General features: G+C 65.5%; 15 protein-coding genes. 9 read left to right on the top strand and 6 right to left on the bottom strand.

All coding sequences use genetic code 11. The features are described 5' to 3' along the window. Genes bcsZ through C0Z18_RS33695 form a run of 8 tightly spaced genes read left to right on the top strand, consistent with a single transcriptional unit; the run spans nucleotide 1 to nucleotide 12,513 of the window. On the top strand, nucleotides 1-1,200 hold the full coding sequence (bcsZ, locus tag C0Z18_RS29150; RefSeq protein WP_102648917.1) for a cellulose synthase complex periplasmic endoglucanase BcsZ: 1,200 nt from the start codon (nucleotides 1-3) through the stop codon (nucleotides 1,198-1,200). Next, nucleotides 1,179-5,063: a cellulose synthase subunit BcsC-related outer membrane protein gene (locus C0Z18_RS29145; RefSeq protein ID WP_233217537.1), complete on the top strand. Its 3,885-nt coding sequence runs from the start codon at nucleotides 1,179-1,181 to the stop codon at nucleotides 5,061-5,063. Before bcsZ ends, C0Z18_RS29145 begins: the two co-directional genes overlap by 22 nt. A 4-nt stretch (nucleotides 5,064-5,067) precedes the next feature. Then, nucleotides 5,068-7,110, top strand: coding sequence for a cellulose biosynthesis protein BcsE (gene bcsE / locus C0Z18_RS29140; protein WP_102648916.1), 2,043 nt, complete (start codon nucleotides 5,068-5,070; stop codon nucleotides 7,108-7,110). Beyond that, nucleotides 7,107-7,340, top strand: coding sequence for a hypothetical protein (locus C0Z18_RS29135; protein ID WP_102648915.1), 234 nt, complete (start codon nucleotides 7,107-7,109; stop codon nucleotides 7,338-7,340). Before bcsE ends, C0Z18_RS29135 begins: the two co-directional genes overlap by 4 nt. Continuing rightward, nucleotides 7,337-8,128, top strand: coding sequence for a cellulose biosynthesis protein BcsQ (gene bcsQ / locus C0Z18_RS29130; protein WP_102648914.1), 792 nt, complete (start codon nucleotides 7,337-7,339; stop codon nucleotides 8,126-8,128). The genes C0Z18_RS29135 and bcsQ overlap by 4 nt, the downstream gene beginning before the upstream one ends. Continuing rightward, nucleotides 8,125-10,668 carry a UDP-forming cellulose synthase catalytic subunit gene (gene bcsA / locus C0Z18_RS29125; protein WP_102648913.1) on the top strand — a complete coding sequence of 848 codons (2,544 nt, stop codon included), beginning with the start codon at nucleotides 8,125-8,127 and terminating at the stop codon, nucleotides 10,666-10,668. The genes bcsQ and bcsA overlap by 4 nt, the downstream gene beginning before the upstream one ends. 25 nt (nucleotides 10,669-10,693) lie before the next feature. Further along, complete coding sequence (gene bcsG / locus C0Z18_RS29120; RefSeq protein WP_102648912.1) at nucleotides 10,694-12,247, top strand: cellulose biosynthesis protein BcsG; 1,554 nt, start codon at nucleotides 10,694-10,696, stop codon at nucleotides 12,245-12,247. Continuing rightward, entirely contained in the window at nucleotides 12,229-12,513 is a 285-nt protein-coding gene (locus C0Z18_RS33695) for a hypothetical protein (RefSeq protein WP_233217536.1), read from the top strand. The genes bcsG and C0Z18_RS33695 overlap by 19 nt, the downstream gene beginning before the upstream one ends. A 17-nt stretch (nucleotides 12,514-12,530) precedes the next feature. Here C0Z18_RS33695 and C0Z18_RS29110 read toward each other — a convergent pair whose 3' ends face one another. Then, complete coding sequence (locus C0Z18_RS29110) at nucleotides 12,531-13,223, bottom strand: FMN-dependent NADH-azoreductase (protein ID WP_102648911.1); 693 nt, start codon at nucleotides 13,221-13,223, stop codon at nucleotides 12,531-12,533. Nucleotides 13,224-13,374: 151 nt separating this feature from the next. Between C0Z18_RS29110 and C0Z18_RS29105 the strand changes: the two genes are divergently transcribed. Then, a complete protein-coding gene (locus C0Z18_RS29105; RefSeq protein WP_102648953.1) occupies nucleotides 13,375-14,307 on the top strand; it encodes a LysR substrate-binding domain-containing protein in 933 nt (310 codons plus the stop codon). Here C0Z18_RS29105 and C0Z18_RS33075 read toward each other — a convergent pair. The 5 genes from C0Z18_RS33075 to treA form a co-directional block, all read right to left on the bottom strand. Beyond that, a complete protein-coding gene (locus C0Z18_RS33075) occupies nucleotides 14,272-14,424 on the bottom strand; it encodes a hypothetical protein (RefSeq protein ID WP_158244328.1) in 153 nt (50 codons plus the stop codon). The genes C0Z18_RS29105 and C0Z18_RS33075 overlap by 36 nt on opposite strands. Beyond that, nucleotides 14,402-15,403: a cytochrome d ubiquinol oxidase subunit II gene (cydB, locus tag C0Z18_RS29100; RefSeq protein WP_102648910.1), complete on the bottom strand. Its 1,002-nt coding sequence runs from the start codon at nucleotides 15,401-15,403 to the stop codon at nucleotides 14,402-14,404. The genes C0Z18_RS33075 and cydB overlap by 23 nt, the downstream gene beginning before the upstream one ends. Before the next feature lie 51 nt (nucleotides 15,404-15,454). Further along, the gene (locus C0Z18_RS29095) at nucleotides 15,455-16,843 is read right to left on the bottom strand and encodes a cytochrome ubiquinol oxidase subunit I (protein WP_102648909.1); all 1,389 of its coding nucleotides are present in this window, start codon (nucleotides 16,841-16,843) and stop codon (nucleotides 15,455-15,457) included. Between the two features lie 356 nt (nucleotides 16,844-17,199). Continuing rightward, nucleotides 17,200-19,029: a type VI secretion system baseplate subunit TssF gene (gene tssF / locus C0Z18_RS29085; RefSeq protein WP_102648907.1), complete on the bottom strand. Its 1,830-nt coding sequence runs from the start codon at nucleotides 19,027-19,029 to the stop codon at nucleotides 17,200-17,202. Between the two features lie 142 nt (nucleotides 19,030-19,171). After that, nucleotides 19,172-20,812, bottom strand: a complete 1,641-nt coding sequence (gene treA, locus C0Z18_RS29080; protein ID WP_102648906.1) for an alpha,alpha-trehalase TreA — start codon at nucleotides 20,810-20,812, stop codon at nucleotides 19,172-19,174. Nucleotides 20,813-20,816: the final 4 nt, after the last annotated feature.

Below are 20,816 nucleotides of genomic sequence, written 5' to 3'. Positions count from 1 at the left end.
ATGGTGTCGACCGATCGGCGGCGCGCGCTCGGAACTGCAAAGCGTTGGGTGCTGCGCGGTATCGCGGCGGGCCTCGTCGCGGGCTCGAGCACGGCCGGCGCGGCCAGCGCCGGAACGGCCCCGGCGTGCACGCCGGCCTGGCCGCGCTGGGACGCGTTCAAGCACGGGTTTTTATCCGCCGACGGACGCGTGATCGACGTCGGTTCGGCCGACGATCGCACGGTGTCGGAAGGGCAAGCCTATGCGTTGCTTTTCGCGCTTATCGCGAATGACCGGGCAACCTTCGACGAAGTGTTGCGCTGGACCGAGAACAACCTCGCGCAGGGCGATCTGACGAGTCACTTGCCCGCTTGGCTGTGGGGCCGGGATAAAGACGGCGCCTGGCATGTGCTCGACGCGAACGCGGCCTCGGATGCCGATCTGTGGATCGCCTACGCGCTCTTGCAGGCCGGCGAGGTTTGGCACGAGCGCAGCTATACGGCGCGAGGGGTCGTGCTCGCACGCCATATCGCCGACCAAGAAACGGCGATCCTGCCGGGTCTGGGGCTGACGTTGCTGCCCGGTCCTCAAGGTTTCCATCCCAATCCGGATGAATGGCGGATCAATCCCAGCTATATGCCGCTGCAGGCGTTGCAAGCGCTGGCCGGCATGCTGCGCGACGATGGGCGATGGGCGCGCTTGACCGAGTCGGCATCGGCGCTCTTGCTCGGTACGGCGCCGCAAGGCTTTGCGCCCGACTGGGCGCGCTATGTCACGGGCAAAGGCTTCGAGCCGGACACCGATACACAGGCGCGGGGTAGTTACGACGCGATTCGCGTCTATCTCTGGGCGGGCATGCTCGATCCGGCGCAGCCGGGTGCGAAGCCGCTGCTCGCGCGCCTGACGCCGTTTGCCGATTACATCGCCGAACACGGTGCGCCGTACGAGTCGATCGATACGACGAACGGGCAGGCGAAACAGTCCGGCAATTCCGGTTTTTCGGCCGCGGCGGTGCCTTTTTTGAGCGCGCTAGGACGATCGTCCGCCGCTAGCGCGCAAGCCGATCGCGTGCAGTCGCTCGAAGCGCGCGATCCTCCCGGGTATTACTCGAGCGTGTTGACTTTGTTCGGTCTCGGCTGGCGCGACGGCCGCTATCGCTTCAAGGCCAATGGCACCTTGGACCTTCGTTGGCGAGCGGCATGCTCGAGCGAGGGACGATGACGGACAGCGTGCGCCCGAGCGCGGCCGCCCTCGTCCGATGCGCGGCGCTGGCCGCGCTGATCGGGGCGGCCGGCAGCGGCGCCGCTCACGCGGCGGAACCGAAAGCGCCGGATGCCGCCGCGCGGCCGGTGACACCCGAGGCGCGCCTGCTTGCCACGGCGCGTCTGTGGGCGGCCAAACATCGCGACGACCTCGCGTTGCAAGCCGTGCAAAAGGCGTTGCTGATCGCGCCCGACGATCCCGTGCTGCTCAGCGAGGCGGTGCGCATCGAATTGCGGCTGGGCCAAGCGCGAGAGGCCGCGATGCAGCTCGACCGCCTGAAGGCGCGTGCGCCTGATGCCGTGACCACATTGCAGCTCGAAGACGAATACCGCTCGGCCACGAGCGGCCGAGGCGAGCTGGCGACGATTCGCTTGCTCGCGCGCAGCGGGCACGGCGAGGAGGCGGTGCGCCGGTTGCAAGTTCTCTTTCCGCATGGTGCGCCGCCCGGGGCACTCGGCGCCGAGTACTACCGGATTTTGTCCGGTACCCCGGCCGGCTATGCGCAAGCCGTCGAGGGATTGCGTCGCCGGATTGCCGGCGATCCGAGCGATACGGCGGCGGCGCTCACGCTCGTGGGTTTGCTGAACGAGAACGGCGCGACCAGGGCGGAGGCGAATCGGCTCGCGTGGTCGCTTGCTCGGCGCGAAGACGTCGATCATACCGAGGCGATGAACGCGTGGCGAAGCGTGCTGCAATCGGCGGGTGCCGACCCGGCCTATCTCGATGCCGTGCATGCGTATCTGGCGCTCGAGCCCGACGACAACGAATTCAAAGACCGGGCGCAGACGCTCGACGCCCAGCGGCAAGCCCGGCTCGAACTCGAACGCAACCCGGATTACATCGCGCAGCACGAGGGCTTGAAAGCGCTCTCGCGCGGCGACCTGCCCGCGGCCGATTCGTTGCTCACGCGCGCCGCCAAGGCCCGGTCGAACGATGCGGATGCCGTGGGCGGTCTAGGGCTCGTGCGGCTGCGCGAAGGGCGGCACGACGAAGCGCGCACGCTGTTTTCGCGCGCGGCGGCGCTGGCGCCGGACAATCGCTCGAAGTGGGACGGCCTTGCCCGCACGGCGCTCCTATGGGGCACGATTGCGAAGGGGCGCGAGGCGGCTGCGGCGGGCAGGCCGGCCGATGCGCGACGCGAGGCGCAAGCCGCTCTGGCGATCGACCCGGGCAACGCGCAAGCGAAGCAGTTGTTGGCGGACGCCTGGCTGGCCGAACGCAATTGGGCGGCGGCCGAGCCGTTGCTGCGCGAATTGCTGGCCCGCCGGCAGTTGAACCTGGGCGCTGTCGAAGGGATGCAGACGCTTTTGCGCGAGACGGGGCGCGAGCGCGAGGTCGCCGCGCTGTTGGAAGCCTTGTCTCAACGTTTTCGCGACGAGGCCGATCGCCGGGGACTCGCGGGGCTGCGTGCCGACGCCCTGACGCTCGATGCGCAGCGCCTGACGTCGTTGGCTAGGTTCGGACCCGCCGCCGAAGATTACGAAAAGGCCCTGCGCTTGGCGCCGGATGCGCCGTGGACCCGCTTCGCGCTCGCGCGCATCTACCGCGACCTCGGCTTGCCGCAACTCGGGCGGGCGGTCATGGACGACGGTCTAGCCGTGCAGGCATCGCCGGAAATGCGCTATGCGACGGCGCTCTACCGCAATTCGATCGACGACTGGGCCGGCGCGCAAGCCGCACTCGAGGGCATTGCCCCCGAGGCGCGCACGCAAGGCATGCGTGCGCTCGCGAGCAAGCTCGACGCGCAAGTTGCATTGCGCCAAGCGCGCGCGGCTTTCGCGAGCGGCGATCGTGAGACGGCGGAGCAAGCATTGGCGAATGCGCGGACCGAGGGAAGGGACGATCCCTACGTCACCGCTTCGGTTGCCGCCATGTTGATCGACGAGGGCCAAGCCGACCAAGGTCTCGCGTTGATGCGCGATTGGATGGCGAGCCATCCGCAAGAAACCGATGCCGATGTCGAGCTTCGCTACGGCGACTTGCTCGGCAGCGCCGGGCGCAACGATGCGTTGGCGCAATGGCTTGCGAAGCTGCGTCGCGAGCGGCAGTTGACCGCGCAGCAGAGCGCGCGCCTCGAGGACCAATCGTTGCGCTCCGTGTTGCGCGAGACCGATGCGGCGCTCGATCAAAACGATTTCGCGAAGGCGCGCCGCACCCTGCTGCAAGCGAGTGCGGCGGGCAAGCGCGACAAGCGCTATGCGCTCGAACTGGCCGATCTCGAACGCGCGCAGGGTCATTACGGTGCGGCACGCGCGGCGCTCGAGCCGGTGCTCGCTCATGCGCCGGACGATCCCGATGCGCGCCTGGCGCTGGCGCGAGTCCTGGAAGATAGCGGCCATCGAGAGCAAGCGTTGCGTCTCGTTCGATCCGTGCTCGAGTCGGCGCAGCCCGACGATATCGATACGCGCTTGTCGGCCGCGCGCCGTTTGGCGGCCCTGCGTCGTCCGCGCGAGGCGCAGGCACTGACGGACGCGTTGCAGCAGAACTATCCGCAGCGTCCGGATGTGACGATCGAGGCGGGGCGCTTGGCGCAGGATCTCGGCGAATACGACGATGCGGCGTCATTGTTCCGGCGCTCGATCGCGCAAGAGCGCGCCGCCGGCGTGATAGCGCGCGATCCGGCCGGCACGCCGGGGCAAGCGGCGCTGGCCGACCTCGAGCAGCGGCGCGATCCCGAGATCGAGGCGGGATGGATGCCGGCGTTCAAGGCGGGCGATCCCGGCATCTCCGACTATCACGCACAGCAAGTGCCGATTTACATCCAAGTGCCGTATCGCTATCAAGGGCACTTTTTCTTGCACCTCGACACCGTGCACCTCGATGCGGGCACGCTGTCGATCACGGACCCGCCGTCGTATGCGTTGACCACGTTCGGGACTTATTCGGCGTTCTTGCCGCCCGCGACGACACCGGTCTATCTTTCGCATCAACAGGCAACGGGCGTGGCGCTCGGGACGGGATACACCTCGGATGCATGGCGCTTCGATCTGGGCACGACGCCGCTCGGGTTCCCGGTGCATTACCTCGTGGGCGGAGTACGTTACCGTTTCGATGCGGGGCCCGCGAGTTTTTCGGTCAGCGCATCGCGCCGGCCGCAAACGAGCAGCGAGCTTTCGTATGCCGGGTTGCGCGATCCGTGGACCAATGCGGTGTGGGGCGGCGTGCGCCGCGACGGCATCGATTGGCATACCGGCATCGACGTGGGCCGCATGAGTTGGTTCTCCGAACTCGGCGCGGGCGTGCTGACGGGCAAGAACGTTGCATCGAACCAGGAAGTGACAATACGTGCGGGTTTCACGACCCCCGTCTATCGAGGCCGCGACATGCGTGTGAGCACCGGGCTCGTCGGCAATTGGTGGCACTACACGAACAATTTGCGCTTTTACACGTATGGGCAGGGCGGCTACTACAGTCCGCAACGCTATACGTCGCTGGGCGTACCGTTCGAATGGATCGGGCGTCGCGGCGGCCTCACCTGGGATCTGACGGCCACGGTCGGTGCGTCGAATTCCTACGAAAAAGACTCGCCGTATTACCCTGAAGGACTCCCGAACGCGCCGCCCGGGCTTGCGCCGCACAATCCCGGCAGCTTGGTGTTTACGGGCGGCTCGACGGCGGGCCTCAGCCTTTCGTACGGGGTCAGCGGCGTCGTGCAGTATCGATTCAATCGTAGGCTCGTCGCCGGGCTGCGCTTCGACATCGATCATGCGCACGATTACGCGCCCAGTTCGGGGATGATTTACCTGCGATATTCGTTCGACGCGCGCAAGCCGGACACGAGCCTGTCGCCCAGGCCGGTCGGCCTTTATTCGGACTATTAGGAAGATGGAAGAAGGCAAGCAACCCGCACCGCAGCGCGACGATGCGCACCGGCCCCACGGGGCAGGCGGGATCGCCGCGGACGCGCCGGCCGGCCGCGGGCTCGGCGTGCTGTTGCGCGATGCCGTGAGCGCAACCGTGCCGGCGGGCAGCCGTCTCGCAATCGAAGCGTTGCCCGACGAAGTGGCCCTATTGGCGCCGGGGCACTTCTATGCGATCTACGCCAAGCCGCGCACGACGGCGTGCGATGCGTTGATCTGGGGTACCGCGAAAGCCGCTCGCACGCGCTACGTCACGCTCGTGCTCGCGCGCACGCGTGAACGAGCGGCGGCGCGGATGCGGGAGTTGGGATTCGGCGCGAGCGGCGCGGCGCGCGGCTGGCCGCGCAACTTGAACGTGCTGGCGATGCCGGAGGGCGCGACGGACGGTGAAGACGCAGGCGCCGTCCCCGCGGGCGCGCCGCCGCCGGGCACACGGGTCGCCTTCGCGCGCCTCTTTGGCGGCTTGCGTGCGCTCAAGCGGTTCGGCTTTCGTCAAAGCGCGTTGTATTTGGTGGAGGGCGCCGAGCGTTGGCTGACCTGGGGCGACCCCGATGCGCTCGCGCGCGAGGCGAATCTGCTCGCGAACTGGTGCGCGGCGCGGCGGATCGCGCTGGTGTTACTGCTCGATCCGACCAAGATCGACGACGGCAAACCCCGCGATTCGAACGCCGACGGCTTCATGAGCCAAGAGCTCACGCAGCAGCCGGGCTATCTGGAATTGCACGGCGCCTGCGGCGGCGTGGCCCGGATGGGACGCACGCACGGCGAGCTGCTTTGGCACGTCGAGTTTTGGCGCGCGGGCAGGGCATTGGCCACGGGAGAAACGCGTGCGTTGCGCTTCACCGAAGACGGACGATTGAGCGTCGCGCCCGAAGTGGCCGATAGCAACGCGCAAGCCGCCTTGCGCTTGGCACGCGACGAATCGCGTGTGGTCGTCACGCGCGCCGTCGTCGCCAACGAAAGCTGGGTGCCCCCCGAGTGGGAACTCGTGGACGACCAGCAGGCCGCGGTAGCGGCCTGCGTGGGCGCGCAAGCCGCCACCGTCCTGCTCGATTTTCGCGACCGCTCGACGCTCGAGCCGTTGTGCGCGGCCGTGCACGCGTTGCGCCGCGAGTGCGGGCGAGCGCTGAAAATCGTCGTGGTCGAACGCCGCGAGGCGCTTCGTCATCAGTACGAATTGCTGCTGCTGAGCCTAGGGGCCAACTTGATCGTCGGCCGCGAGTTGCCGTTTTCGCGCGTGCAGTCGCTGCTCCGCTCGCTACAGGGTCAGCTCGATACGCGGCCCATCGCGCACGATTACCGGGCCGCGCTAGCCGCCGCGCTGACCGACGAGGTGCGCGGTTATCTGCCCGTCGCCGCGTTTTGCGAGCGTATCGAGGCGGTGCTGGCGCGCGGCGCCGTGCTCGATTTGCCCCATGTGCTCGCCAAGGTGACGCTGTTGCCGGACATCGCTCACGCGCAGGCGCTCAAACACTGCGCGCCGCGCCGGGCGGGCGACGTGGCCACCGCCGACGCCGCGCATCTTTACGTCTTCCTGTTCGCGTGCCGCTTGCCCGATGCGGACGTTGCGCTCGCCCATATCTTCACGGTGCCGGTCGAGCACCTGTCGGATCGCGTCGTCTACTTGGCCGAAGCGAGCATCGAGCGCGAGATCGAGGCACTGGCCGAGGCGAACCGCCGCGCACCGATCGCCGATTACAGCGATCTGTTCAGCGAGGCCGCGCCGTCGCGCGAACCGCGACGGGCCGCGGCGATCGGCGAGCCGGGCGATACGCCGCCCGATGCGGCAACGCCGGGCGATGCCGCATCGCAGTTGATGGCCGTGGAAAGCATGCTGGAAAAAATCAATCGCGAAGGTTCGCCCGCTCGCCGCGCGAACGGTGCGCCGGACGAAGCGAGCGCGGCCGGCACGCGGCCGGCGCAACGAGCGGTCCGGGCCGCAACCGTCGCGCGGCGCGCGGCGCAACCTTGGCCGATGCCCCTACGCGGCGAGGAGAGCCCGAAATGACGTTCTTCTTGCTCCTATGCTTCGCGGCCGGCATCGTCATTGCGGTTCCGGTATGGATCGTGTCGCAGCGCTTCGGTGCTCGCCGCGGCTTGCAAGCCGCACGCCGATTCAATCCCGACGACGCCATCCCCTGCGTCATCGAGCCTGTCGCGCTGAAGGGCCGTTTGATGCCCGATCTCGAGCGTGCGGCCGACGAACCCGGGCGAGAAGCGCAAGGAGACGCGCGATGAAGACGATTGCGCTCGTGTCGACGGTGGGCGGTGCCGGTAAGACGACCGTGACCGCCGCATTGGCTGTTCTGCTCGCGCGTCGCGGGCGCCCCGTGGCCGCCGCGGATCTCGATCCGCAAAACATGCTCGGCGCGCATCTCGGCTTGGATACGTTCGCGCGCGCGGGGCTCGGTCACGCGATGGCGGGGCAAGGGGAGCCTTGGCACGGCAACACGTGGCGCAATGCCGACGGTGTCTTGTTCGCGCCGCATGGAGAGACGACGCTTGCCGAGCGTACGGCGTACGAAGCGCGACTGGCGCAAGAGCCGCACTGGCTCGTCGATGCGCTCGCTCGTATCGATTTTCCCGCGCGCGGCGTCGCGCTCCTCGATACGGCGCGCTTTCCGTCGCAGCAGGCGGCGCAAGCCGTGCGCGCGGCCGATTTGGTGTTGTGCGTGACGCCGCCCGATCCGGCCGGGTGCGCGACGCTCGCCCGTTGCTTTCCTAGCCTACGTGAGACGGGCGCGCTCGTGAAAGTCGTCGTCAACCGCCTCAACCCCGCGCGAGATATGCAGCGCGACGCGCTCGTCTTGCTGCGCGCGGCCGTCGGCGACGCGTTGGAGTTAGCCCACCGCGTGCATTTCGATGCCGCGATGCCTGAGTCGCTGGCCCGCGGCGAATGGTTGTTCGATGAAGCGCCGCATTCGCAGGCCTCGCACGATTTGCACGGACTCGCGAACTGGATCGATGCGTGGCTGGACGGCACGCTCGACGTCGGCATGGCAGTCGATTCGGAGCACACGCGATGAAAGCGCGCCTCGTCGAAGCGTTCCGCGGCGCGCGCACCCGTGCGATCGATTGGATTGCGTTCGGTCTCGGTCTACCCGAGCAGCGCACGCCCCTCGATTGGCTCGTTAGGCTATGGTTCAGACCGCCGCCGGCCGGCAAGCCCGATCGGCCGGCACTGTGGGCGCGCGCCGCGCTGCTCGCGCTGGCCGCGCACTGGGGCGTGCTCGATCCGCGCAGTGGGCGTTCGTGGCTATGGCGCGCATTCGTTCGGCCGCCACGGCCGCGGGCGCAGCCCGGGATATCGCGCGCCAGACAAACGTTCGATCGCATCGAACGCATCTTGTTGCCGGCGGTGCTCGCCGTGCGCGCCGCGTGGCGGCGATTCGAGGCGCTGCTCGCGTTGCTCCCGTGGCAGCGCTGGGGCGAAGCGCTCGAAAGCGGGACCGAGCGCATCGGCCACGTGCGCTGGTTGTTGCCGCTGCTGACCGTGCTCGGCGCGTTGCTATGGACCGGCGTGGGCGCGTCGCCGCTCCAGGCCGCGGGCCAAGTGCAATTTTTCGCGCTGACGATCGCCGTCGCGCTCATCGTGCGCCGTTTCCCGGGACGCTTGCCGGTGCTGATCCTCGCCACGCTCTCGCTGCTCGCGATGGGGCGTTACATCCTTTGGCGCGTGACCGAAACGTTGACGTTTCGTACGCCGATGGAGGCGATCGTCGGTTACGCGCTGTTTTCGGCGGAGATGTATACCTGGCTGATCATGACGTTCGGCATGATCCAAACGGCGTGGCCGCTGAACCGCACGGTGGCGCGTTTGCCGGCCGACCCGTCGACGTGGCCGACGGTGGATATTTACATTCCCACCTATAACGAACCGCTGTCGGTCGTGCGTCCCGCCGTATTCGCGGCGCAGGGCGTCGATTGGCCGTCCTCGAAACTGCGCGTGTACCTGCTCGACGACGGACGCCGCCCCGAATTCGAAGCATTCGCTCGCGAGGCGGGCATCGAATACTTGACGCGCGCCGATAACCGCAACGCCAAGGCGGGCAACATCAATGCGGCGCTCAAGGTGACGAAGGGCGAATACATCGCGATATTCGATTGCGATCACGTGCCGACGCGTTCGTTCTTGCAGATGACGATGGGCACGTTCTTGCGCGACCCCCAGTGCGCGATGGTGCAAACGCCGCATCACTTTTTTTCGCCCGATCCGTTCGAGCGCAACCTGGGCACGTTCAATCGCGTGCCGAACGAGGGCAAGCTGTTCTACGGTCTCGTGCAAGCCGGCAACGATCTGTGGAACGCCTCGTTTTTCTGCGGCTCTTGCGCGATCATCAAGCGCGGGCCGTTGCAAGCCGTCGGCGGCGTCGCCGTCGAAACGGTGACCGAGGACGCGCATACGGCGTTGCGATTGCATCGGCAAGGCTATACGACGGCCTACTTGCCGACGGTTCAGGCCGCCGGTCTCGCGACCGAGAGCTTGGCCGGCCACATCAAACAGCGCACGCGCTGGGCGCGCGGCATGGCGCAAATCTTTCGCATCGACAATCCGTTTCTCGGGCGCGGCCTTGGCTTTTTCCAGCGGCTTTGCTACGGCAACGCGATGATGCATTTCTTCTACGGCGTGCCGCGGTTGATCTTCCTCGTCATGCCGATGGCGTATCTGTTCTTCCAGTTGTATTTCATCAACGCGGCGGCCACCACGATCGCGAGCTACGTGCTTCCGTACATCTTCATCTCGAACATCGCGAATTCGCGCATGCAAGGCCAATACCGGCATTCGTTCTGGGCGGAAGTCTACGAATCCGTGCTGGCCTGGTACATCGCCTTGCCGACGACGTTTGCCTTCTTCAGTCCCAAACACGGCAAGTTCAATGTGACCGAGAAAGGCGGGCGCGTCGACGAAGGCTATTTCGACTGGAGCGTCTCGAAGCCCTATCTCGTGCTGCTCGGCTTGAATCTCGTGGCCTTCTTGGCGGGCGCGTACCGGCTTGCGTTCAACGCGAACGGCGAGGGGCCGACGATCCTCATGAACATGGTGTGGACGATCTACAACCTCGCGTTGCTCGGTGCCGCGGTGAGCGTGGCCAGCGAGGCCAAGCAGGTGCGCGTGACGCATCGGATCGCCATGCGCGTGCCCGCCACGCTGTTGCTCGCCGACGGCACGACGCTCGCATGCATGACGAGCGATTATTCGACGGGCGGGCTCGGGCTGGAATTGCCCGCGGACGGCATGGCGTTCGAGCGTGGACAGACGTTGCACGTCACGCTCAGCCGCGGCGATCGCATCTTCCATTTTCCCGCTCGCGTCACACGGTTGGCGGGCAGACATTTAGGCCTGCAATTCGAGGCGTTGACGCTGGAGCAGGAGCGCCAGTTCGTGCAGTGCACGTTCGGCCGCGCCGATGCATGGCTGAGCGGCGAGGAGCGGCCCATGGAGGACATGCCGTTGGCCGGCTTCAAGGAAGTGATGCTGATGGGTGTCGAGGGATACGCTCGTTTGGCCCAAGGGGCGATGCGCTCGGTGCGCTCGCTGTTGGCACTCGATCGAGCCCGGTATTGACACCGATGCGCAAGGAAATCAGTTCATGACGTTTTGGAATCTTTATTTCATCCTGAAGCTGTCGTTGTTCGCGACGGGACATCTCAAGCCCTTGTGGCTGGCGAACCTCGCGTTCGTGGCTGTATTGGCGTTGACGAGCCCGATTCGGCAGCGCGCTTGGCGCATCGTACGTTTCATCGCCGGCCTGGGTATCGGTGTGCCGCTGCTTTACCACGAGGCCATCGTGCCGCCGTTCTCACGCGTGATGGAGGAAGCCTCGGGTCTCGAATCGTTCACGGCCGGTTACTGGGTGGAGCTCGCGAGTCGATTCCTACCGCCCGCGATCATCGTCGCAGTCGTGGCTGTCGTGCTCGGGCATTGGCTCGTGAATCGCTGGCTACGCGTGGCGAGCTTCGTCGTCGTCGCGTTGGTGGCGTTGCCGATTTGGCACTTCGCCAGCCTCGCGATTAGCTCCGCGCAAAGCGCTTCGGCCAACGGCGCGCGCACCACCTCCGTGGTCGAGCAACCGCTCGATCATAATGCAGCGCTCGCGGCGTTCCGTACGGCCGAATCGCAGCGTCAAGTCACGTTCGGCAAACTCAGCGCCAACCCGAACGAACAATTCGACGTCATCATCTTGCACATTTGCTCGTTGTCTTGGGACGACCTCGATGTCGCGAAGGCGCGCGACAACCCGATGCTGAGCCACTTCGATTATTTGCTGACGAACTTCAGCACGGCGGCGAGTTACAGCGGCCCGGCCGCGATACGCGTGCTGCGGGCGAGCTGCGGACAAGAGGCGCATGCCGACTTGTACAAACCGGCGCCGCAGCAGTGCTATTTGCTCAGCGATCTCGCGCGTGCGGGCTTTACGCCGCAGATCTTGATGAATCACGACGGGCACTTCGACAACTTCCTCGATCTCGCCAAGGAAAACGCGGCCGTGCCGGGCGTGACGGTTCAATCGAATGCCGACGCGGCGGTGACGATGCACGCGTTCGACGGGTCGGTCGTCCACGACGATTACTCGACATGGGCGAATTGGTACGCCAAACGTGCGCAGACGCCCGGGCCGGTGGCGCTCTACTACAACACGATCAGCTTGCACGACGGCAATCGGGTCATCGGCAAGGAAAAGCTGTCGAGCCTCGAGTCGTATCCGTACCGCGTCAATACGTTGATGAACGAGGTCGATCAATTGGCGGACCTTATCGCGAAGTCGGGCCGGCGCGCCGTGATCGTGTTCGTGCCCGAGCATGGCGCGGCGCTGCGCGGTGATGCGAACCAGATCGCGGGATTGCGCGAGATTCCCACCCCTCGCATTATCCATGGTCCCGTGGGCGTGCGGATCGTGGGACTGCCGGGCGCGCACGGCCCGACCACCGTCATCGATACGCCCACGAGCTTTCTTGCGCTCGCGCAATTGCTGTCGAACCTCGTGTCGAACAGCCCGTTCAAGCCCGGTGTGGCGCTCTCGCAGTATGCGGCCGGTTTGCCGCAAACGCAGATGGTCGGCGAGAACGAAGGCACGGTGACGCTGAAGACAGCGAACGGGTATGCCGTGAAAACGCCTGACGGCGTATGGGTGGATCAAAATTGAACGTCGACGACACACGGGGCCGGGGCTGGCCCATCAACGATATCGGCGGCCTCGCGCGCCATGTGCCCGAGGTCGATCCGAATCGCTATTTCGACGAGCAAGCGCGGCTTGCCTATGAAGAAGCGCTCGTCAAATGGCCCGTGCTCGCTCGGCTGATGGGGCTGATGGGACCAACGGGGCTGACTGGCGAAGCCGGCGGTCCTGGTGGGGAGGATCTGCCGGCCGGCCTTCGCGACGTGCCGCTACCGTCTCCGTCCACGCGCTGATACGGCCTCGGTCGGCTTCACGCATCGATCGTCGTCGATCCGATTCGTGCGATGAGCCGATCGACGAGCGCGTCCACGTCGCGCTCGGCCGCCTCGATCGATTGCGCGAGCCGCGCATCGCCGAACTCGTCGTATTCGATCGCGATGCAATGCACCTCGTCGATGCCGATATAGGCGAACGCGGTGGCGATGCTCGCTTCGACATGGTTGCGCTCGGCAAGCCGTGGCGCATCGTAGCCGTAGTCGCCGCGCGAACTCAATAGCACCAAACGTTTGTCTTGCCCCGCCAGCAACGGCCAATACGGATCGCCCGGACGATTGCGATCGAAGCCGAACGTGCGGCCGACACGCACCACGTTATCGATATAGGCCTTGAATTGCGCGGGAGGCCCGAAGTTGTACATCGGCACCCCGGCAACGACGATGTCGGCGGCGAGCAGTTCGTCCACGAGCGCATCGCTGGGCGCTAATACGGCCCGCATCGATCCATCGCGCTCGGCCGGACGTGTGAACGCCGCATGAATCCACTCGCCGGTGACGGGTGAGGGCGGCGCGGCGCCGATGTCGCGGCGCGTCACTATGGCGCCGGGCATCGACTCGCGCCAGCGCGCGACGAAGCGCGCCGATAGCCGGCGCGTGTGAGAGCCATGCGGGCAAACGCCGGATACGCCGGCGCGGGCGCTCGAATCCAAATGCAAAATACGTGTCATGATGCTCGCTCGTTCGGGTTGGAATGCGCATGTGAAGCGATCTATCGCATGCGTCACGACTATACGAACGCACGATGCGATCCGACAAACGAGGAATTTGCGTCGACACGGCCAAGAAAAACTCATCCGTGCCGCCGGCGCACCGAAGCGTATGAGAAACCTGCCATCGTTGAACGCCTTGCGCGCGTTCGAAGCCGTCGCGCGCCACATGAGCATGAAGCTGGCGGGAGAGGAGTTGGCCGTCACGCCGACTGCCATTAGCCATCAAGTGCGGCAATTGGAGGAGTCGATCGGCGCGCCGCTCTTCGAGCGCCGTGTGCGCTCGCTCGTCTTGACGCCGCAAGGCGCGGCGTTATTGCCCGTGCTCTCGAAAGGGTTCGACGCATTCGAGTCGGCGCTTGCCGGGATTCGGCAAGCCAGCCCGCGCGAAACCGTGACGATCAGCACGACGACGGCATTGGCCGCGCGGTGGCTCGCACCGTCGATCGCATCGTTTCAAGCCGCGTGCGCCGAACTCGATCTGCGCATCCATGCGGCCGATAGCCCCGTGACGATTCCCGGCGAACATGCCGACGTCGCGATTCGTTACGGGGCGGGTCATTGGCCGGGGCTCGTGGCCGAACACCTGTTCGACGACGCCTATGCGCCTGTATGGCATCCGCGTTTGGGGCTGCGCGATCCGAGCGATTTGCGGACGCACGCATTGATTCACTCGGAGTGGCAGGCGAAGCTGCGCAATGTGCCCGATTGGGCCGCATGGGCAAGCGTGGCCGGCGTGACACTGACGCAGCGGCAGGATCTGAAGTTCTCCGACGAGTCGCACGCGATCGGCGCGGCGATCGCGGGCCAGGGCGTGGCGCTCGTGAATCTGCCGCTGATCGAGCGGGAACTGCGCACGGGTGAACTCGTCGCGCCGTTCGGGCCTGTGCTGCACCGGTTCTCTTTCTGGCTCGTCTACCCGGACGCATCGAGGCACGGCGGCAGCGCGCGCAACATCGCCGCCGTGTGCGATTGGATACGCGCGCTGCCGCGACCGAACGTGAATGCGTTACTTCGCGACGGCGAACAGCGTGAGGTTCATTAAGAGCTTGAATGCCTCGCCGAGCAGCACGGCGCCCGTCACGCCAGCGGCCCAGAGGACGACGAACCAAACCCAGCGCGGCAGCGCGCCGCGCCGCTTAGTGATAGTGATGCTCGCCATGACGTACCTTCCCACGGAAGACCCAGTAGCCGAGCATCGTATAAGCCAGAATGATCGGCAAGATGACGACCGCGCCCGTCAGCGTGAACGTGAGGGTGCGCTCGGGTGCCGCCGCTTCCCACAGCGTGACGGACGAAGGAATGGCATACGGCCATAGCGTGGCGAGCAGCCCCGCGTAGCCGAGCACGACAAAGCCCATCGCCAGCAGGAACGGGCGCGTATGGTGACGCTCGCGCGCCGCGCGCCGCATGAAATACGCGCACAGAGCCACGAGGAACGGTGCGGGCAGCATGCGATAAAACCACTGAGCGCTGAACCAGCGCGCGGCCACACCGGGCTCTTGCAACGGCGTCCAAATACTGACGGCCGCGATGAACGCGACCAGCACGAGCGTGAGCGGCCACACGAGCCGATGCAGACGGCGTTGGATGTCGCCCTCCGTTTTCGCGACGAGCCAGCAGCACCCGAGCAGCGCATACGTGGCGACGACGCCGAGCCCGGTGAGCAGCGCGAACGGCGTCAGCCAGCCGAACGCATCGCCGGCGAATTCCCCGTTTGCAAGTGGAATGCCTTGCACGAACGCGCCGAGCGAGACGCCCTGAAAAAACGCCGCGCCCGTCGAACCGCCGATGAAAGCGAGGTCCCACAAGTGCTTCGTGCGCGAGGCTTTGCCCCGGATCTCGAACGACACGCCGCGCAAAATCAAGCACGCGAGCATGGCGACGAGCGGCAGATAAAGCGCCGACAGCACAGTGGCATAGACGATCGGGAATGCGCCGAACAGCGCGGCGCCTCCCAGCACGAGCCATGTTTCGTTACCGTCCCACACAGGGGCGACGGTGTTCATCATGAGATCGCGTTCGCGTTCGTCGGGAAACAGCGGAAAGACGATCCCGATGCCGAGATCGAACCCATCCAACACGACGTAAAGCAGCAGACCGAGCGCGATGATCGCGGCCCAGACGACGGTGAAATCCATATGCATCCTCGAATGACGAAAGTTCGGTAACGGTGGCGCTGCGTGGATCGCTCAGGCGGTGACGGGCAGAGCGCGGCGGCCGCCGGTTCCGGCTTCGCGGGTATCCTCGCCTGCCTTCGTGATCCGCGGCCCCGCATGCATGAGCTTGAGCATGTAGTACACGCCCGTACCGAACACGAGGAAGTACACGACGACGAACGTCATCAGCGAGAGGCCGACTTGCTGCGCGGTGAGCGGAGACATGGCCTGGGCCGTGCGCATGACGCCGTAGACGACCCAAGGTTGACGGCCGACCTCGGTGGTCACCCAGCCGGCCAGCAGCGTGACGAAGCCGCTCGGACCCATGAGGAGTGCGAAGCGATGAAACCATCGCGTGTCGTAAAGGCGGCCCCGCCGATTCAGGAGCCAAGCGCAGACGGCTAGAACGATCATCAAGATGCCGAGGCCGACCATCACGCGAAAGCTCCAGAACACCACGGTCGAATTCGGGCGTTCGTCGGGCTTGAACGACTTCAGGCCACGGATTTCGCCGTCCCACGTATGCGTCAGCAGCAGGCTGCCCAAGTGCGGGACGGAGAGCGCGTAACGCGTCGTTTCCGCTTGCATATCGGGCACGCCGAACAGATTGAGCGCGGTGCCGCCCGTCTCGGTATCCCACAGCCCTTCGATGGCGGCGATCTTCGCGGGCTGATAGCGCAGCGTGTTCAAGCCATGCTGATCGCCCACGAATGCCTGCAGCGGCGCGAGCGCGAGCAGCATCCACATGGCCATCGCGAACATCTTCTTGACGGCGGGATCGCGCCGTCCCTTCAGCAAGTGCCAAGCGCCTGTCGCGGCGACGACGAGCGCGGCCACGAGGAACGCGGCGAGCGTCATGTGGACTAGGCGGTAAGGGAACGAAGGGTTGAACACGATCTTGAACCAATCGACGGGCACTGCCTGACCGCCGACGATCGCGAATCCTTGCGGCGTCTGCATCCAGCTATTGGATGCGAGGATCCAAAACGCCGACATCAGCGTGCCCACAGCCACCGTGAGTGTCGCCGCGAAATGGGCCCGCGGCCCGACCTTGTTCCAGCCGAACAGCATGATCCCGAGAAAGCCTGCCTCGAGGAAAAACGCGGTCATGACCTCGTAGGTGAGCAATGCGCCGGTGATGGGGCCCGCGAATTTGGAGAAGCTGGCCCAGTTGGTGCCGAACTCGTAGGCCATGACGACGCCCGAGACGACCCCCATGCCGAAAGCGACGGCGAAGATCTTCGACCAGAACAGGCACAGGTCCTTGTAATAGGCTTTGCCTGTTTTGAGCCATCGCCATTCGAGCACGGCGATGAAGCTCGACAGCCCGATACTCAAAGCCGGAAAGACGATATGAAACGAAACGGTAAAGGCGAACTGAATGCGCGCGAGGTCGAAAGCGTTGAACGAAGACGTTTCCATAGCTGATACCTGATGCTGGTGACGAGCGACGCGCGCCGGCCGGTGTCGACGCGCACTGCATGAGCAGCCGGTCGCAAGCGTAGATCAGCGGAGAAAAAAATGCTGCACCGCATGCGGCGTGCGCCGAGCGCGCAGCATGCGGCAATTTACCGTATCGACTTCGATTAACGCACTGACGAGTAAGCAAAAAATCGACGCATTGCAGCATCGCCGAAGCATGCCGCGCGCGGCGATGTGCGGCAATACACCGCGCATATCCGCGCGGATTGCTTGATGCAAGTCGGCTGCGGCGCATGGGCTACGGTGCTAGCGATCGGCCTTGCGGGGACATTTGCCGCGCGGCAAACGTCCCGCGGCTACAGAAGCGCGACCGCTCCTTGACGCGGCTCGCATCGGCGGAGCAAGGCGCCCGTGGATTTGGAGAGCACGACGAGTTGCACGAAGCTATTGACCGGCGCGAACGGAGCGAAAAAGCCGTCCATCACTTCGATGAACGCGCTTACGCTGTTGCCCGAGAACGCTTGCTCGTCGACGGCGAGCGTGACTTCGATGCCGCGGACGAGGGCGGGGCACGGCTCCATGACGATCCACTGCATCGTCGAGCGCGAGCCGATGAATGCGACGCCTTCGATCTGGCGCGCGGGCGCGGGCGAGAGCGTAGCGAATTGGCGCAAGAGACGCTTGATCTCGTCGAGCCCTTCGGGGCTCAGCGACATGGCGTGCGGCGTGAATTGGGCAATGAGCCGCCATAGCGCGCCGTGACTTTGCTGCGCGCGGACGCTCTGCGTCGGCCGGCGCAACAATACGAGGCGGCATGCCACCGAACCGCCCTCGATCATCAAGTCGCCCGTGGCCGAGCCGTAAGGCAGCGTCGAAGGCAGATTGCGGTTCGTGCAGGTGACGTCCACGGCCACCTGCGAGACGGGAACCACGGCCGGGTGACCGTCGAGGCCGACGAACGCCAGCGTCGTATGCGCGATGTCTCGGTGTTCCGGGTCGTCGTCGCTGCGCACGACCCAGTAGGGGCCGCCCAGCGTCGCGGCGCTTCCGTGCATGAGCCCGAAGAACGGCTGGAACGCGCCGGGGCTCGAGGGCGATTGCTTTTCGGGGTAGACGGCATCGACCGAATAGATTTCGAAGTCGGACGTGCTCGTCGATTTCTGCACCTTGGGCGTGACGGCGTAGGCCTGCGTCAGCGGATCGATCTTGATCGGCTCAGCTTTCGTCTCGAATAAGTTGACGACGGGCGTGCAAAAGAGCTTGAGGTGCTTCTCGCTCAGTTGCGCCATGCGCTGTCCGGCCCAGGAATCGTCGTGGACGCCTTCGATCACCAAGTACAGCGTCAGTGTCGAGCAGGGGCCGGTCGCGGCCAGCATCGAGGCCGCATCGACATCGAAGAAATCGAACTTGTCGGGAAACGCGAAGTACTCCGCGAGCAACCGGAATTGCGCGCTGGCCGTCGCGCCCGTTTCGACGAGCGCGTCGTCGGCGTCGAACCCCGCCGCCTTCACGGGAAACCGATCGAGCGCGATCCAGCGTCCGCTCCCGTCGGCTTCGACGAACGCTTTCGTGGCGCGCATGAGAAGCGTATCGGTCAGCGTCGTGACGATCTCGCGCTGGCCGTGCGCATGCAGGCGGATCGTCGATGGCGAGATGGCATGCAAGCCCGCCGCGCCCGCGGCTCGAGCGAACGTGATGGCGACGAGCCCGGACGTGTCGGGCGGCAGCGAGGCATTGGCCGGCGCCGCCGCGCTGCGCAGATAACGCGCGCTCCTAATGCGCATCGGTGCGAGCGTGACGTCGTAAGCCGTGCGAAAGCGGCACGGCCGGTCTTTCGTGACGATGTCGGTGCCGCGCGCGATCGTGACCGGGCTCGACAGGCCCTCGAACAACCCTTCGATGTCGAATTCGACGATCGAGCACGACGGGTAGGGCCGCAGGTAGTGCGGATACAGCGTCTGCAGCATCCCCTCGGTGAATTCCGGATAGTCGTCGTCGAGCCGGGTATCGATGCGCGCGGCCAGCAACGCGAACGATTGCAGCATCCGCTCGACGTGAGGGTCGTCCGAGTGCTCGCCCGACACCGCCAGTCGCGCGGCGATCTTGGGATAGCGCGACGCGAACTCGTGCAACGAGCGGCGCAGCATGGCGAGTTCGCGTTCGTAGTGCGGCAGCAAATCTTCCATTGAAAATCCGAATTGAGAAAACGTGCCAATTCGAGCCGCGGCATTGCGGCGATATCGGGCGACTCGAATATTACTACCGATACGAGGCCGAACCGGCTCGGCGGCGCGATAGGCGCCGCCGAATACGAATCGGCGCGTGCCGCTATTCGCCCGGGGCGTACATGTCGAGCAGTTTCAACGTGACGCCGTTGGTCCAGCCGAAGCCGTCTTGCAGCGGATATTCACCGCCGCCGCCACCGCCGGCATTGGGGCCTTCGACGACGTATTTTTCAACGAGCTTCTGATCCGACGCATAAACTTGCTTCACATCCGCGAGAAAGCGCGTACCGACTTCTTTCGCGAATGGCTGGTCGCCGTAATGGCGGGCGCCCTTGAGCGTCAGCCAATGCAGCGGGGCCCATCCATTCGGTGCATCCCATTGCTGTCCGGTGTCGACCGTCGTCGTCGCCAAGCCGCGCGGCTGGAGCAATTGCGCCTCGAGCATGCGCAGCGTTTTGTGGGCGCGATCGGGCCACGCCACACGCACGAATAGCGGATAAGCGGCCGCGGCCGACACGCGGCCGGTCAGCTTGCCGAGCCGCCAATCGTAGTCGCCGTAATAACCGCTGGGATTCCAAAGGTATCGGTTGATGGCATAGGCGCGACGTTCGGCCTTTTGGACGTAGTCGGCCGTGCATCGGAAATCGAGCGAGAGCGCGCAGGCTTTCGCGATCGTCGCCTCGAGCGAGAACAGCAGGCTGTTCAGGTCGACGGGGACGATCGACGTCGTGCGGATCGTCGCGAGGGTTTTGCCGTCGCCGAACCAACGAGAGCTGAAGTCCCAACCCGATTCGGCGGCGCCGCGCAAGTCGCGATAGACCCGCTTGGGATCGCGGCCGGCGGCTTGCTTGGCCGTCGAGACATCCTCGTAGTACGACTCGTCGCGCGGCGTGTCGCGCTCGTCCCAATACCGGTTCAAGACGGTACCGTCCTGAAAGACCACGACGTTGCGCGTGGCTTGCCCGCGCGGCGTCGTATCCGCGCCCGTCATCCAGTAGGCGTACTCCTTCTTCAGCTCGGGCAGGTACTTCTTATAGGCGCGCTCGCCTTCCGCTTTGGCGGCCAACTGCACCATGAGACCGAAGAACGGCGGCTGGGAGCGGCTGAGATAGTAGGTACGGTTGCCGTTGGGGATGTGTCCGAATTGATCGATCTCGTAGGCAAAGTCGTCGAGCATGTCGTCGACGAGGTCCTCATGCCCCGATTCCTGCAAGCCCAGCATCGTGAAATAGGTGTCCCAGTAGTAGCCTTCGCGGAAGCGCCCGCCCGGCACCACGTACGGCTTCGGCAGCGGGATCAGCGAACTGTTCGGGGGGACATCGGCCGCCGTCGTCGTTCTCGTCAGCTTGGGCCAGAGCCAATCGATATGTTCGCGCAGCGTTTGGCCGCTCGGCGGCGTGATGACCGGCTCGCTCGGCAAGGTGAAATTCGCGAGGACGAACTGCTTTAGATCGAAGTTCGGTTGATTCTTCGATTGTTCGTACTGCTGAACGATCGCGGCCGGGTCGCCTTTGGGTACCGCATCGACGAACGTCTTCTGGTCGGGGAAGATTTGCTGCATCTGTACGGCGACGAACAAGTCCCCGTACAGCACGGACGGCGGGGGCGGCAAGGCGGACGCGGCATCGGCATGACACAACGGGGATGCGGCGAGGCCGGCCAAAAGCAAGAGGCAAGCGAGGCGCGGCGCGCGCATGCGTGCCCCGGCGGGTGAGGCGCGGCGCGCAAGGGACGATTCGAACATGACT

Source organism: Trinickia dabaoshanensis (assembly GCF_002879885.1).
GTDB lineage: Bacteria > Pseudomonadota > Gammaproteobacteria > Burkholderiales > Burkholderiaceae > Trinickia > Trinickia dabaoshanensis.
Note: the sequence above shows the minus strand (reverse complement) of the source record. Positions and strands in the feature narration are given on the sequence as shown.

What these genes read in the sequence shown, in the direction of transcription:
- bcsZ (WP_102648917.1), top strand. Translation starts at nt 1, where the DNA reads ATGGTGTCGACCGATCGGCGGCGCGCGCTCGGAACTGCAAAGCGTTGG.
- C0Z18_RS29145 (WP_233217537.1), top strand. Translation starts at nt 1,179, where the DNA reads ATGCTCGAGCGAGGGACGATGACGGACAGCGTGCGCCCGAGCGCGGCC.
- bcsE (WP_102648916.1), top strand. Translation starts at nt 5,068, where the DNA reads ATGGAAGAAGGCAAGCAACCCGCACCGCAGCGCGACGATGCGCACCGG.
- C0Z18_RS29135 (WP_102648915.1), top strand. Translation starts at nt 7,107, where the DNA reads ATGACGTTCTTCTTGCTCCTATGCTTCGCGGCCGGCATCGTCATTGCG.
- bcsQ (WP_102648914.1), top strand. Translation starts at nt 7,337, where the DNA reads ATGAAGACGATTGCGCTCGTGTCGACGGTGGGCGGTGCCGGTAAGACG.
- bcsA (WP_102648913.1), top strand. Translation starts at nt 8,125, where the DNA reads ATGAAAGCGCGCCTCGTCGAAGCGTTCCGCGGCGCGCGCACCCGTGCG.
- bcsG (WP_102648912.1), top strand. Translation starts at nt 10,694, where the DNA reads ATGACGTTTTGGAATCTTTATTTCATCCTGAAGCTGTCGTTGTTCGCG.
- C0Z18_RS33695 (WP_233217536.1), top strand. Translation starts at nt 12,229, where the DNA reads ATGGGTGGATCAAAATTGAACGTCGACGACACACGGGGCCGGGGCTGG.
- C0Z18_RS29110 (WP_102648911.1), bottom strand. Translation starts at nt 13,223, where the DNA reads ATGACACGTATTTTGCATTTGGATTCGAGCGCCCGCGCCGGCGTATCC.
- C0Z18_RS29105 (WP_102648953.1), top strand. Translation starts at nt 13,375, where the DNA reads ATGAGAAACCTGCCATCGTTGAACGCCTTGCGCGCGTTCGAAGCCGTC.
- C0Z18_RS33075 (WP_158244328.1), bottom strand. Translation starts at nt 14,424, where the DNA reads ATGGCGAGCATCACTATCACTAAGCGGCGCGGCGCGCTGCCGCGCTGG.
- cydB (WP_102648910.1), bottom strand. Translation starts at nt 15,403, where the DNA reads ATGGATTTCACCGTCGTCTGGGCCGCGATCATCGCGCTCGGTCTGCTG.
- C0Z18_RS29095 (WP_102648909.1), bottom strand. Translation starts at nt 16,843, where the DNA reads ATGGAAACGTCTTCGTTCAACGCTTTCGACCTCGCGCGCATTCAGTTC.
- tssF (WP_102648907.1), bottom strand. Translation starts at nt 19,029, where the DNA reads ATGGAAGATTTGCTGCCGCACTACGAACGCGAACTCGCCATGCTGCGC.
- treA (WP_102648906.1), bottom strand. Translation starts at nt 20,812, where the DNA reads ATGTTCGAATCGTCCCTTGCGCGCCGCGCCTCACCCGCCGGGGCACGC.